Here is a 13,909-nt window from a genome sequence, read left to right on the forward strand (position 1 = left end):
AAGTAAAATCTTCTTCTTTTTTTGTAAGATCCTCTATATTAGAAAATTTCAATTCCGATATAATGGAATCATGAGAACGAAGCACATGGTTCAAAACAAAAAAAGAAGCGGAGAGTGAGAATGTGGGCAGAGTTATGCTGAGAATGAAGGGAATTGACAAGTCCTTTCCTGGTGTACATGCTTTGGATCACGTAGATCTGGAGGTAGAGGCAGGAGAGGTCCATGCGCTGATGGGGGAAAACGGAGCAGGAAAATCCACTCTGATGAAAATTCTTACAGGCATCTATTCCAAGGATTCCGGTACCATTGAATTCGAGGGCCAGGAGGTGAATTTTACAACTCCGGGCAAGGCCCAGGAAGCCGGGATTGCCATTGTCCATCAGGAACTGAATATGATGAATCACTTAACAGTGGCCCAGAATCTGTTTATCGGGCGGGAAATGATGAAGGGAGGATTCATCAGCGATTCCATGATGAATAAAGAAGCGCAAAAGCTGTTTCAGAGGCTGAATATTGAGATCAATCCATCGGAGGTCATGGGAAATTTAACTGTAGGGCGGCAGCAGATGTGTGAGATAGCCAAAGCAATTTCCAGAGATGCCAGGCTGATTGTATTTGATGAGCCTTCTGCAGCGCTGACGGAGACAGAGATTGAAGAGCTGTTTAAAATTATCAGGGACCTGCGTTCCAAAGGGCTGGGTATCATCTACATATCCCACCGGATGGATGAAATTAAAGTGATTACAGACAGGGTAACTGTCATGCGTGACGGGACCTATGTGGGTACATTGACAACAAAAGACTGTACAAAGGATGACATCATCAATATGATGGTAGGCCGGGTGATTTACGAAGAACCCAAGCAGGCTGGCAGTGTAAAAGGGGATGCCCCCGTGGTTTTAAAGGTGGAACATCTAAGTGCCGGGAAAATGGTAAAGGATGTCAGCTTTGAACTGAAAAAGGGTGAAATTCTGGGTTTTTCCGGATTAATGGGAGCAGGCAGAACCGAAACGGCCAGAGCTATTTTCGGAGCGGATAAAAAAGATGGCGGGGAGATCTTCATCAATGGCCGGAGAGCAGACATAAAGACGACGGAAGATGCAGTCAGTCAGGGAATCGGATATTTATCAGAGGACCGGAAACGCTATGGACTTGTGGTTTTTAAGTCTGTGGCGGAAAACTCCACCATGGCTTCTCTCTCTTCCTTTATGAAAGGCTTCTTTATCGATAAAAAGAAGGAGCATCAGCAGGCAGAGCATTACGTTCATCTGTTAAATACCAGGACTCCGGGCGTAGACCAGCTGGTGGTGAATTTATCAGGAGGAAATCAGCAGAAGGTGGTAATTGCCAAATGGCTGATCAGAAACTGCGATATTCTGATTTTTGATGAACCCACAAGAGGAATTGACGTCGGAGCCAAAAGCGAGATCTATCACCTGATGAATGAGCTGGCAAAACAGGGGAAATCCATCATCATGATCTCGTCGGAGATGGCTGAAATTTTGCGGATGAGTGACAGGGTCATTGTAATGTGTGAAGGACGCATTACAGATGAAATTCCAATAGAAGAGGTGTCGCAGGAGAGGATCATGGCTGCGGCTACCATGAGAAATCAGGAGGTCAGCAATGGAAAAACTGAAAAATAACCCGCTTGTTAAGGCAATAGGAACCCAGAGGCTGGTGGCACTGCTGGCTCTTATCTTAATCTACCTGGCATTCGGAATCATGAATCCCAGATTTGCAACTTATAACACCATGGTGAACATTTTTGATGCCTCTTATTATATTGGATTCATGGCAATCGGTATCTGCTTTGTTATTGCAACCGGCGGAATTGATTTGTCTATCGGCACAGTGCTTACCATGTCCGGTCTGGTGGCGGGATACTTAAGCGTAAATATGGGATTTCCCATATGGCTGGTGATCATTATCTGCATTCTGATCGGAACTGCCTTCGGTGTTGCAAACGGCCTTCTGGTCGCAAAGCTTGGGCTTCCGCCTTTTATCGCAACACTTGGAACCATGATGCTTTCAAAAGGAATCGGCTCCATTATCACAGGAGCCCAGTCAGTTACCTGGAAATCAGGTTCCGATCCGGAGGGCTGGTACCGCGCTATATTTAAAATTAAAACAGAGAGCGGAATCCTCATTCCAACCGGTTTTCTATTCCTGATTGCGGCTGCAGTTGTTATGGCAGTGGTAATGAACAAAACCAAAGCCGGCCGTTATATCTTATCTCTTGGAAGCAACAAAGAAGCAACCAGATTATCCGGTGTAAATGTAGATAAATATTTAATTATTGCCTATATCATCAGCGGCACATTTGCAGGTATTGCAGGTCTTGCCTATTCTACCATTTATTCCACACTGCTGCCGGGAGGCGGAGCCGGATTTGAGATGGATGCCATTGCTGGCGTTGTAATCGGCGGAACCTCCATGTCAGGTGGAATCGGAACCATAGCAGGCACTATGATCGGCGTATTTATTATTTCCGTATTAAAGACAGGACTCCCATTTGTGGGACTTCAGACCCACTACCAGCAGGTAGCCACCGGTCTGGTCATCATCGTTGCCGTATTTGCAGATGTGTACCGCAACAGGAGAAAGAATTGAGCGCAGTGTAATTCGTAAGAAATTACATAAATAAAATCAGGAGGAAGCAATAAAATGAAAAAAAATGTATGGGGCGTTTTACTCACAGCAGCTATGATGGCATCACTGACTGCCGGCTGCGCAAGCAAGTCATCAACCAATGATGCGGGAAGTACGAAAGCTGCAGAGAGCAAAAGTGAACAGGCAGCTACAGAAGCAGCTGCAAAAGGCAAGGAAGACATGACGGTTTATATGGTGGCAAAGGGCTTTCAGTCCCAGTACTGGCAGGCAGTATATAAGGGAGCGCAGAAGGCGGCAGGAGAACTGGGAGTTCATCTGGAATTTCAGGGACCGGATTCAGAGTCAGATATCGCCCAGCAGGTTCAGATGATGAACAATGCAGTTCAGATGAAGCCGGCAGCCATCGGTCTGGCAGCGCTTGATGTTTCCGCGCTTAACGACAGCATTAAATCTTCCCAGGATGCAAAAATTCCGATTGTCGGATTTGACTCCGGTGTTCCCGATGCACCAAAGGGAGCCGTTGTTGCCAATGCAGCCACAGATAATTACAAGGCAGGAGAAGTTGCAGCTGAGAATACTTATCCCCTTATTAAAGACTTAATTGCAAAATCATCAACAAGTGTCCGCATCGGCGTGCTGAACCAGGATGCAACCTCTGAGTCCATTATCAGCCGTGGTCTTGGCTTTATTGACAAAATAACAGAGTTAATAAAAGCAGACGGAAAAACCGTATGTATCACCGGTAATGATAAGTTTGTAACGGACTCCAAGACAGATAAAGGCAGTTCAGCAGATGTAATACTTGATGTTGCGGTTCCTGCAAAGGTAGAAGCTTCCCTGATGACTACCGATGCCCAGACTATTTTAAACAAACAGGATACCATCTGTATCTTCGCTTCCAACCAGAAGACCGGTGAAGGTCTGATTACTGGTGACGAGAATTTAGGAAGATTAGGAAAAGATGTGATTGGAGTTGCATTTGACTCCGGAACCATGATTAAAGATGCAATCAAATCCGGAAAACTGGCAGGCGCTGTTACCCAGGCTCCGGTGGAAATCGGTTATCAGACTGTAAAGCTGGCAGTTGCAGCTGCAAAGGGAGAATCCGTTGCAGATGCTGATACAGGAAGCCAGTGGTACAACAAAGACAATATGGACAGCAGTGAGATTTCACAAAACTTATACGATTAATTATAAAGCGCTCTCCTTTTTCAGGAGAGCGCTCTTTGAGAAAAGGAGAAAATATTATGTTAAAAGGAATTCCTTCCATTATCAGTCCCGAATTACTAAAAATTTTATGCGAAATGGGTCATACCGATGAGCTTACCATTGGAGACGGAAACTTTCCGGGCCATACTTACGGCAAAAAAGTGATCCGTATGGATGGCCACGGAGTGCCGGAAATACTGGATGCGATCTTACAGCTGTTTCCCCTTGATACCTATGTGGATCACCCGGTTACCCTGATGGGTGTGGTTCCGGGAGATGACGTTAAGACTCCGATCTGGGACAAATATAAGGAAATTGTGGCAAAGCATGACGAGAGGGGAGCTGCCTGCTTTGAAGAAATCGATAAGTGGGATTTCTACGACAGGACAAAAAATGACTCAACTGTTGTCATTATGACTGGTGAAAAGGAACTGTATGCGAATGTGATTTTGAAAAAAGGGGTAGTGACAGAATAGCAATTGATTTATGCATACGGATACAGCGAAAATTGTATTAGAAATCATAAAGTGCGGGGGAGGTGAAAATATAAGCCCCGCACTTTTTTTAGCGTGCTGGGATTTTGAAATATTTATTAAGTTGGCAGATTGATTACCTTTAACCATATTCCAATTACTGATGAATTTGTCTCAATTACAGATCATGGGATTTTGCTATTTGATATGGCAGCAAAAACAGGTATAATAAGAATAAAAAAGTAAACCAGGAGGATGAAGCATGAAGTATCGGATCAATCCCAAAAATCACAACGAACTCTCAGCACTGGGTTTTGGCTGTATGAGGTTTAACCGGGATGAAAAAGAAGTTGAAAAACAGATTATTTATGCCATAGAGAATGGTGTTAATTATTTTGATACGGCATATATCTATCCAAACAGCGAAGTAATTTTAGGAAGGGTGCTATCCAAGGGATACAGAGACCGGGTAAACATTGCTACCAAGATGCCCCCCCACGCCATTAAAAAATATGAGGACTTTGACAAGATCTTTTTAACTGAATTAGAACGGCTTCAAACAGATTATATCGATTATTACTTAATCCATATGCTGCCTGATGCAACAGTATGGAACCGCCTGGTTAAGCTGGGGATCAAAGAATGGATCGAAGAGAAGAAGAAAAAAGGTCAGATCAGGAACATTGGCTTTTCTTATCACGGAGGAAGAGATGAATTTATCCAGCTGGTGGATATCTATCCATGGGAGTTTTGTCTGCTCCAGTATAACTATTTGGATGAAAACAGACAGGCTGGCATGGAAGGAATCAAATATGCTGCCGGTAAGGGGCTTCCGATTATGGTTATGGAGCCGCTGCGGGGCGGAAAGCTTGTGACAAATCTTCCCAAAGAGGCAGAGTCCGTCTGGGACAACGCATATGTGAAACGGTCACCGGCGGAATGGGCATTTCGGTGGCTGTGGAACCAGCCGGAGATTACTGTTGTGCTTTCAGGAATGAATTCCATGGAGATGCTTAAGGAAAACATTAAAGTAGCATCTGAAACGGAAGTAAATGCTTTTACAGAAGATGATTTTAAGCTGTTTGGCAAGGTGAGAGAAATACTTGATAAGACAATTAAGGTCCCCTGTACCGGTTGTAATTACTGTATGCCGTGTCCGAAAGGAGTGGATATCCCGACCTGTTTTTCCTGCTACAATGACATGGAGATAGAAGGGAAATTTGCAGCCATTGGAAAATATATTATGCAGACCGGCATTAAGAACCAGCCCCACAACGCTTCTCTTTGTGTGAAATGTAAAAAATGCGAATCCCATTGTCCCCAGCATATAAAAATCAGTGAAGAATTAAATCAGGTGACGAAATCAATGGAAGGATTTTATTATAAACCACTTCGGTTCTTTATAAAAAGGTTTATGAAGTTTGATAAATAACAGACAAAGCTTCCGCTGATTTGACTAAACCATGCTTAGAAAGATTGGTTGGTGAAATAAATATGATAACTGTTGATTCTATTTCGTTATTGCATGAATTGTTAGGGTATGGTAAACCGAAGCATCCCTTAATTACATTAATAGATTTAGATAATATTAAACTCAGTGACAATTATTATAATGTTCCGTTTATGCTTAATTATTATATGATTTCCTTAAAAAACAATCCTGACTGCGAGTTGAGATATGGAAGAAAATATTTTGATTTTCACGAAGGAAGCCTGATTTTTACAGCACCAGGGCAGATGCTTACAATAGGAGAACAACGGGAAAATGGAAAAACAAACGGCTGGATGCTTTGCTTTCATGAAGATCTGATCAGAGGGACAACCCTTTGGAATAAGATGTCTGAATACAGCTTTTTTGAATATGAAGCAAATGAAGCTTTACAGCTGTCAGATCTTGAAAAGAATACCATTGAAAGTATAGTTGAAAATATACAGACGGAATACAGCGGAAATATAGATATATACAGCAAGGAGTTAATTGTATCAAATCTTGAGGTTTTGCTAAACTATGCCAAACGTTATTACGGAAGGCAGTTTTTAACCAGAACCGTAGTTTGTAAAGAATCAGTTGAAAATTTTAAAAAGATTCTAAAGAAGCAGTGCAGTAAGGAGACCATTGAACAGAACGGAATGCCCAGTGTCAAAAATCTGGCTGCAGCTATGGGCTATTCACCCAATTATCTGTCTGATATGCTGAAAAAAGAAACCGGAAAGACAACTCAGGAATATATAAAGCTACAGGTACTTGATATTGCGCAGGAATTACTGATAAAGACAAAAGAACCCATTTATCAGATAGCTGGTAAACTTGGGTTTGAGCAGCCTTCCAGTTTCACTAAATTTTTTAAGCTGCAGACAGGAGTCAGTCCTCTGGATTATCGAAAACATCATAGATTGTGATTAAAAGTTAAAAGTAAGCGATAGATGAAGTATAATCATTTATGGCTTACTATTTTTTATGACAGGTAACTTTATTCTGCTTGACAACCTGACGATAATATAATTAAAATATTTGAAAGAATGCTGGAATGGGATGACAGATAAAAGGGTTGAATCAGAATACATATGATAGAGGTGATGGTATGCTTAGCCATATACGAATGAAAATGCTTCTGATCGTTATTCCGGTATTATGTGTGGTCATCATGCTGAGTTATAGTGCAAGTGTACGGACAGCAAAGAGGATCGTTGATCATGAGACCAGTGAGAGAATATCTGCAGAAAAGGAAATACAGAAAAATATTATTGAAAAAAACATGAATGATGCTGCTGAAATATCACGTGTTCTGGCAGTGTTTGCGGGGAATGGGTACAAAGATTATTCCCCTGATTATTACATTCATATTTTAGAGCCGGTTGTCAGGGATAATCCGTTTATTTTAGGGGCTGGATTCTGGTTTGAACCTTATCTGTATGATCAGTCCCAAAAATATATGGGACCCTATGTGTACAGGGATGGTGACCGGATTATTCCAACTTTCGAATACAGCAGCTCTGATTACGATTACTTTTCACAGAATTATTACACTCTTGCAAAAAAGACGGAAAAAACTGTCTGGACTGATATGTACTATGACCAGACCTCCAATTTGTATATGATTACCTGCTCTCAGCCTGTTACAGACGAAAACGGAACATATATCGGCTGTGTTACTGTTGATGTAGGTCTGTCTTCCATGCAGAAATTTATCTCAGACTACATTGCCAGATATGACGGTACAACCTATATTATTAACAGGGAAGGAACCTATCTTGCTGCGGAAGACGAAGCTGTGGTGAAGGCAAAAGGCAGCGTATACGATTCAGAAAATCAGTCCTTTCTTTTAGCAGTTTCTGAAATCATTTCCAATGAGGATGGAAGCACTTCCTATCACCGGAATAAACAAAAGATCAGTCTGTATTATAAAACGCTCAATGACCTGGGCTGGAAAATTGTTTTTGAGATTCCGGAGAGTTCCATTAATCAGCCTTTGCGTCAGCTGTCAGACACATTTATATGGATTTTCGGTCTTTCTCTGCTGTTTATGTCTTTCACTGTTTTTATTCTCACGGACAGAATTATTGACCGTCCGGTAAACGCTATTTTAAGAGAAATAAAAAGCATTGGAGAACGCCGGCTCGACCAGAAAGTGAGCAGTGAGCTGGTAACAAGATCAGATGAATTCGGATTAATAGGAAAGTCTCTTGAAGAAATGAAGCAGCAGATAAAGCAGAGCAGTGAAAAGCTTAATCAGTCTCTGAATGAGAATGTCGATTCCCAGAAACAGTTAATCCGGCAGAATCAGATCTTAACAGAGCGGGAAACCCAGATGTATCACAGTCTGAAATATGCAAATTCCCTGATGGAAGCCATTCCGGACACGGTATTCGTCATTTCCAAAGAAGGGGTATTTCTAGACGGTATCGGGGATATGGATCATTTGTTTTTTAAAAAGGATCAGTTTATCGGTAAAAATATTAAAGATGTGATGCCCCGCCGCATCGCGGCAAAGGGAAGTGAGCTGATCAGCCAGGTTTTTCTTACTGGAGAGAACCAGAAGATTGAATATGAATGGACCAGTGGACAGGTCAAAGAATATCATGAACTCAGGATTGTAAAATGGTTTGATGATAAAGTCATTGCAATTGCCAGAAACATAACGGAAACTCATAATTATATCAGGGAAATTGAAGAAATCAGTTATCATGATCAGGTGACCGGACTGCATAACAGAAGGTATTTTGATAAAAAAGCGAAAGAACTGGACCGGAAAGAAAATTATCCAATGAGCGTTATTTTTTCCGATCTCAACGGATTAAAGATGGTAAATGACTCCTTTGGCCACGAATATGGAGATTATATGCTGAAACGATTTGCTGAAATACTGGCGGATTCTGAAAAGGAAGGGGAATTGATCAGCCGTGTAGGCGGAGATGAGTTTGCTATTATTTTAAAAAAGACTGAGAAAGCGGAGACAGAACAGTATATCCGGGAATTAAAAGAAAAATGTGCAGGCGAGACCATCAATGGAATCGAGCTGTCGGTTTCATTCGGCTATTGCATTATAACGGATTCTGGTTTATCAGTTCTAAATGCCGTGAAGCTGGCAGAAGATGAGATGTATCAGAACAAATTATATGAGGCTTACAGCAGAAGAAGCAAAACACTGGATATTATATTAAACACCCTTCATGAAAAGAATCCAAGGGAGGAACAGCATTCCCAGAGGGTAGCAGAACTTTGTGAAACAATGGCCAGACAGATGGGGATGCCTGACAGTGACATTAAGAAGATTAAGGCAGCCGGGCTGCTCCACGACATCGGAAAAATTGGAATTCAGGAAGCGCTGCTGAATAAACCGGGTATGCTAACAGAAGATGAATATCAGGAGATCCGCAAGCATTCAGAAATTGGATACCGCATATTAAACACCTCCCCCAATATGTCGGAAATAGCAGAGATTGTTTTATGCCACCATGAACGGTGGGATGGAAAGGGGTACCCAAAGGGAAGAAGCAAAACAGATATTCCGCTGTATGCTAGAATTATATCTATTGCTGACGCCTACGATGCCATGACAAGTGACAGAAGTTACCGGAGGGCACTGCCGGCTGCTTATGCAAGAAATGAACTGATCCGGGGTGCAGGAAAGCAGTTTGATCCGGAGCTGGTTGATTTTTTTGTCAATCATGTAATCGGATTGAATTGACTTCGGATGTCTGCTGTGTTAAAATCGAGAAAAATCAATATAGTTTTGGGGAGCTGGTGACCCGGCTGAGAGGAAGTTTTGAACTTCGACCCGTTTAACCTGATTTGGGTAATGCCAACGTAGGGACAGCCACTCTTACTGAATATCATGAGATATGTCTTTCCTGGCATATCTCATTTTTTTCCCTCAAAACCAGGAAAAGGAGATAAGAAAATGTTTGAACAGATCATTACAAATGTAAGAAACAAGGTACCACTGGTTCATGCAATCACAAACTATGTGACTGTAAACGACTGCGCCAACATCATACTGGCCAGCGGAGGATCCCCGATTATGGCGGATGACATCAATGAGGTCCGTGACATCACTGCTATTTCTTCTGCTCTGGTGCTCAATATGGGAACCCTGAATGAGAGAACGGCTGCGTCCATGACTGCAGCAGGAAAAACAGCAAATAAATGCGGCCTTCCTGTTGTTTTGGATCCTGTGGGAGCAGGGGCATCAGCATATCGGAATAAAACAGCATTTCAGCTTTTGGAAGAGATAAAATTTTCCGTGATTAAAGGAAATATATCTGAAATTAAATTTCTGGCTGCAGGAGAAGGTAGAACCTCAGGAGTAGATGCCTGTGAAGCTGATAAAGTAACAGAGGAGAATTTAAAGAGTGTGGCAGAATTTGCAAGAGCGTTTTCAAAAAGAACCGGCTCTGTCATTGTGATTACTGGTGCCATTGATCTGGTGGCAGATAAGGCCCATGTGTATGCAATCAGAAACGGCCATTCCATGATGAGTAAAATGACTGGAACGGGCTGTATGCTTTCCGCTGTTACCGGAAGCTATATTGGTGCCAATCCCGGTGATATTTTTAACGCATCAGCAGCTGCCGTATGCGGGATGGGTTTGTGCGGTGAACGGGCATATGAGAGAATGTGTGAGCTTCATGGAGGCACCGGTACATACCGTATGCTTTTGATTGATGAAATGAGCGGACTGGATGAAAAAATGCTGGAAGAAGGTGCAAAGTATGAATGTATCTAAAGAAAACATGCTTTTGTATGTGGTCACTGACCGGACGTGGCTTGGCAGCAGCAGGCTTCATGAGCAGGTGGAGGAAATCCTGGAAACTGGTGCTACCTTTATCCAGCTGAGGGAAAAAAATCTTGATTTTGACAGCTTTGTAGCCGAAGGGAAGGAGATTAGAAGAATTACATCAAAGTATAGAATTCCCTTTGTGATCAATGACAACATTAGAGTTGCTCTGGCTGTGGGAGCAGACGGGGTTCATGTAGGCCAGAAGGACTTAGAGGCAAAAAAATGCAGGGAACTGATCGGAGATGACAAGATACTTGGAGTATCCGCCCAGACAAAAGAACAGGCACTTCTGGCTGAAAAAAACGGTGCAGATTATATCGGGGTGGGAGCAGTTTTTGAAACTTCTACAAAAACCGATGCCAGCCCCGTTTCCTTTGAGACTTTAAAAGAAATCTGCAGTTCCGTATCCATTCCGGTCATTGCCATAGGAGGAATTAATGAGGATAATATCTTAAAGCTGAAAGGGAGCAATATTGACGGAGTAGCCGTGATTTCCGCAGTGTTTGCTGCCAGGGATAAGAAACAGGCAGTGAAGTCCCTTTTATCCCTGGCAAAGGAGGCGGTTTTATGAAAAAGGTTTTGACGATTGCGGGCTCCGACTGCAGCGGAGGCGCCGGTATTCAGGCAGATTTAAAGACAATGACTGTCCACAAGGTATATGGAATGAGTGTAATAACGGCTCTGACCGCCCAGAATACCACAGGTGTTACATCAATTATGGATGTGACACCTGAATTTGCAGGACAGCAGATGGATTGTATTTTTACAGACATTATTCCGGATGCAGTTAAAATCGGTATGGTTTCAAACAGCGGGATTATAGAGACGATTGTGGGAAAGCTGACAGAATACAGCGTGAAAAATCTGGTAGTTGATCCTGTTATGATATCAACCAGCGGCTCGAAACTGCTTTCTGAAAAGGCGATGGATGCGCTTGTTACCCAACTGCTGCCTATGGCCCTTCTTGTCACACCGAATATTCCGGAAGCGGAGGCACTTTGGAATATGAAAATCGGCAGCAAACGCGACATGGAAAAAGCGGCGGAGGCAATCTTTCAAAAGCTGAACTGCGCAGTCCTGATAAAAGGAGGTCATTTAACGGAGAGTTCCGATGATCTTTTGTATACAAAAGAAAAAATGATATGGATAACAGGCAGACGCATTGACAATCCCAATACGCATGGGACCGGCTGCACGCTGTCGTCTGCAATTGCCTGCAGCCTTGCAAATGGCTGTTCCCTGGAACAGAGCGTAAAAAATGCCAAAGCGTATATTACCGGAGCTTTAAATGACCAGTTAAATATCGGTAAGGGCAGCGGTCCGTTAAATCATATGTGGGGATTGACATAAACTGTAAACTGTTATAGTATTAAGTAAACTACAAGTTTACTTTTTGAAAATAACGGAATTACAGGAGGAACAGCAATTGGGAGCGGAAGAACGAAAGCAACTGGAGAAAGAAATTAAGAGAAAGGATATTATTGATGCTGCTGAGAAAGTTTTCTTTGCAAACGGATATGAGAATTCTTCCATGGATGCCGTTGCGAAGAAAGCGGAATTCAGCAAACGAACTGTTTATGTGTATTTTAACAGCAAGGAACAGATCTATTTCGAAATTATGATCAGAGGTTACAGGAAACTTCTCAAGATGATGGAAGAAGGGTTTGAAAAAGAAAAACCAGCCGGTGCACTGGAAGAGCTTCGCTGTATTTTCTACACCTTATTTTCCTTCCGTGACAAATATGAAGATTACTTTAAGGCAATTATGGAGTATGAGGCAAAGGATGAAGGGAATCAGGCCGGAGTCAGCGGGGATTCCAAAGAAGAGTGTTACCGTCTGGGTGAAGAAGTCCTTTTTTATCTTACAGAAGCGTTAAAAAAAGGAAAGAATGACGGAAGCCTTAAAAGTGATATGGACTGTAAGAAAACCGCATTGATCTTATGGGCATTTACCGTAGGAGCCTTTCATGCAGGAGGCAGGAAAAAGGAGTATCTGGAGAATTATCACCATATTAGTGTGGAGGAATTCTTAGAAGAGTGCTTCCAGCTTTTACTCGGGCTTGTTACTGTTAAGGAGAGCCGGGTATGAAAATCAGGTCATGCAAAAAGATCCTTTTAAAGATATTTACCAGCGCTGCCGGTTTGATCTTATTACTTTTGTTTGGATTATTTATACTTGGCGGAGGATTTATGAAGCAGTCTTATTTAGAACCATGGGATAAAAATTATGCATCAAAGTATACAGATCCGCGAATACGGCTGGCAGCAGCCGGACTGCTGGCTGCAAACAACCATAATATGCAGCCGTGGAAAGTGAAGCTGGATAAAGCAGATCCCATGGTACTTTACTTATATGCAGACAGCTCAAGGACCACAAAAGAGGTGGATCCCCTTTACCGGCAGATGATGATCACTCAGGGAACATTTTTAGAATATGTCAGAGTGGCAGGAGAAAAGGAAGGATTCCATACGGATATCGCGGTTTTTCCAGAGGGTGAGTATGAGGAAGGGGATCTTTTAAGCAGCATGGATAAAAAACCGGTTGCAAAGATCACACTTTTACCTGCGAAGCCGGAAGAAAGTCCCCTGTATAACGGGATGTTTCTGGCAGATACAAACCGGGGAAATTATAAAAAGGAAGTTCCTGATTCTTTACAGATTTCAGAGCTTTCTAAACTGCCGGATGAGAACGGGCCATCCATAAAATTTTATACAGAAAAAGCTGATCTGGATAAAATTGGGAACTATGTCATGGAAAGTGCAAAGATCGAGGCCGGAGTAACCAGGGCAATGGAGGAATCCAATGCAATATTCCGTGCAAATGAAAGAGAGAAGAACAAATACCGTTGGGGTTATTCCGTTGAAGGACAGGGAGCTTCCGGTTTTAAACGGTATCTGCTGCAGGGATTAATCACCATGTTCCCTTCAATAAATGAAGGAAAAGGTGCGTCTCAAAACTTCATTCATTATACCAAAACAGCTGTTGACCATACATCCGCTTATGCTGTCATAACCACCAACGGAAACAGCCGTACAGACCAGGTGCTCAGCGGTATGCTTTACAGCAGGCTGGTTCTTACCGGACATACCCTCGGTCTTGTCATGCAGCCTTTAAGTCAGGTGCTGGAAGAATATCCGGAGATGAAACAGCCATATGATGATTTCAGAAACGAATACGCCGGCCAGGGTCAGACCATACAGATGCTTTTGCGGATAGGAAAACCGGAGACTTCCGCTCCAAACTCCATGAGGCGCGATGTCCTCAGTTTCATTATGGAATAATTTGCCAGATTTTGCCGAATTTTGAAATTAATATTTGTAAAAATCCCGATT

General features: G+C 42.5%; 12 protein-coding genes and 1 riboswitch. All 12 genes read left to right on the top strand.

What is annotated here, in order from left to right; all coding sequences use genetic code 11:
- Nucleotides 1-122 precede the first annotated feature (122 nt).
- The 12 genes from V7D18_RS09285 (at nucleotide 123) to V7D18_RS09340 (ending at nucleotide 13,858) form a co-directional block, all read left to right on the top strand.
- Nucleotides 123-1,646 (top strand): sugar ABC transporter ATP-binding protein, encoded by a 1,524-nt coding sequence (locus V7D18_RS09285; RefSeq protein ID WP_426153640.1) that lies wholly within the window; start codon nucleotides 123-125, stop codon nucleotides 1,644-1,646.
- Nucleotides 1,627-2,613 carry an ABC transporter permease gene (locus V7D18_RS09290; RefSeq protein ID WP_426153642.1) on the top strand — a complete coding sequence of 329 codons (987 nt, stop codon included), beginning with the start codon at nucleotides 1,627-1,629 and terminating at the stop codon, nucleotides 2,611-2,613. Before V7D18_RS09285 ends, V7D18_RS09290 begins: the two co-directional genes overlap by 20 nt.
- A 54-nt stretch (nucleotides 2,614-2,667) precedes the next feature.
- Entirely contained in the window at nucleotides 2,668-3,804 is a 1,137-nt protein-coding gene (locus V7D18_RS09295; RefSeq protein ID WP_426153644.1) for a substrate-binding domain-containing protein, read from the top strand.
- A 56-nt stretch (nucleotides 3,805-3,860) separates the two neighbouring features.
- The gene (locus V7D18_RS09300) at nucleotides 3,861-4,298 is read left to right on the top strand and encodes an RbsD/FucU family protein (protein WP_426153646.1); all 438 of its coding nucleotides are present in this window, start codon (nucleotides 3,861-3,863) and stop codon (nucleotides 4,296-4,298) included.
- Nucleotides 4,299-4,557: 259 nt separating this feature from the next.
- Nucleotides 4,558-5,727: an aldo/keto reductase gene (locus V7D18_RS09305; protein WP_426153648.1), complete on the top strand. Its 1,170-nt coding sequence runs from the start codon at nucleotides 4,558-4,560 to the stop codon at nucleotides 5,725-5,727.
- A 62-nt stretch (nucleotides 5,728-5,789) separates the two neighbouring features.
- Nucleotides 5,790-6,695, top strand: coding sequence for a helix-turn-helix domain-containing protein (locus V7D18_RS09310; protein WP_426153649.1), 906 nt, complete (start codon nucleotides 5,790-5,792; stop codon nucleotides 6,693-6,695).
- A gap of 182 nt (nucleotides 6,696-6,877) precedes the next feature.
- Nucleotides 6,878-9,484 (top strand): HD domain-containing phosphohydrolase, encoded by a 2,607-nt coding sequence (locus V7D18_RS09315; protein ID WP_426153651.1) that lies wholly within the window; start codon nucleotides 6,878-6,880, stop codon nucleotides 9,482-9,484.
- 36 nt (nucleotides 9,485-9,520) lie between these two features.
- Nucleotides 9,521-9,628, top strand: a riboswitch (TPP riboswitch).
- 69 nt (nucleotides 9,629-9,697) lie between these two features.
- Entirely contained in the window at nucleotides 9,698-10,522 is an 825-nt protein-coding gene (thiM, locus tag V7D18_RS09320) for a hydroxyethylthiazole kinase (protein ID WP_426153653.1), read from the top strand.
- Nucleotides 10,509-11,147, top strand: coding sequence for a thiamine phosphate synthase (thiE, locus tag V7D18_RS09325; protein WP_426153655.1), 639 nt, complete (start codon nucleotides 10,509-10,511; stop codon nucleotides 11,145-11,147). Before thiM ends, thiE begins: the two co-directional genes overlap by 14 nt.
- Complete coding sequence (gene thiD / locus V7D18_RS09330) at nucleotides 11,144-11,926, top strand: bifunctional hydroxymethylpyrimidine kinase/phosphomethylpyrimidine kinase (RefSeq protein ID WP_426153657.1); 783 nt, start codon at nucleotides 11,144-11,146, stop codon at nucleotides 11,924-11,926. Before thiE ends, thiD begins: the two co-directional genes overlap by 4 nt.
- 76 nt (nucleotides 11,927-12,002) lie before the next feature.
- The gene (locus V7D18_RS09335; protein WP_426153659.1) at nucleotides 12,003-12,665 is read left to right on the top strand and encodes a TetR/AcrR family transcriptional regulator; all 663 of its coding nucleotides are present in this window, start codon (nucleotides 12,003-12,005) and stop codon (nucleotides 12,663-12,665) included.
- Nucleotides 12,662-13,858 carry an Acg family FMN-binding oxidoreductase gene (locus V7D18_RS09340; RefSeq protein WP_426153660.1) on the top strand — a complete coding sequence of 399 codons (1,197 nt, stop codon included), beginning with the start codon at nucleotides 12,662-12,664 and terminating at the stop codon, nucleotides 13,856-13,858. The genes V7D18_RS09335 and V7D18_RS09340 overlap by 4 nt, the downstream gene beginning before the upstream one ends.
- The last annotated feature ends 51 nt before the right edge of the window (nucleotides 13,859-13,909 follow it).

Source organism: Lacrimispora sp. 38-1 (assembly GCF_049890855.1).
Classification (GTDB): domain Bacteria; phylum Bacillota; class Clostridia; order Lachnospirales; family Lachnospiraceae; genus Lacrimispora.

What these genes read in the sequence shown, in the direction of transcription:
- V7D18_RS09290 (WP_426153642.1), top strand. Translation starts at nt 1,627, where the DNA reads ATGGAAAAACTGAAAAATAACCCGCTTGTTAAGGCAATAGGAACCCAG.
- V7D18_RS09295 (WP_426153644.1), top strand. Translation starts at nt 2,668, where the DNA reads ATGAAAAAAAATGTATGGGGCGTTTTACTCACAGCAGCTATGATGGCA.
- V7D18_RS09300 (WP_426153646.1), top strand. Translation starts at nt 3,861, where the DNA reads ATGTTAAAAGGAATTCCTTCCATTATCAGTCCCGAATTACTAAAAATT.
- V7D18_RS09305 (WP_426153648.1), top strand. Translation starts at nt 4,558, where the DNA reads ATGAAGTATCGGATCAATCCCAAAAATCACAACGAACTCTCAGCACTG.
- V7D18_RS09310 (WP_426153649.1), top strand. Translation starts at nt 5,790, where the DNA reads ATGATAACTGTTGATTCTATTTCGTTATTGCATGAATTGTTAGGGTAT.
- V7D18_RS09315 (WP_426153651.1), top strand. Translation starts at nt 6,878, where the DNA reads ATGCTTAGCCATATACGAATGAAAATGCTTCTGATCGTTATTCCGGTA.
- thiM (WP_426153653.1), top strand. Translation starts at nt 9,698, where the DNA reads ATGTTTGAACAGATCATTACAAATGTAAGAAACAAGGTACCACTGGTT.
- thiE (WP_426153655.1), top strand. Translation starts at nt 10,509, where the DNA reads ATGAATGTATCTAAAGAAAACATGCTTTTGTATGTGGTCACTGACCGG.
- thiD (WP_426153657.1), top strand. Translation starts at nt 11,144, where the DNA reads ATGAAAAAGGTTTTGACGATTGCGGGCTCCGACTGCAGCGGAGGCGCC.
- V7D18_RS09340 (WP_426153660.1), top strand. Translation starts at nt 12,662, where the DNA reads ATGAAAATCAGGTCATGCAAAAAGATCCTTTTAAAGATATTTACCAGC.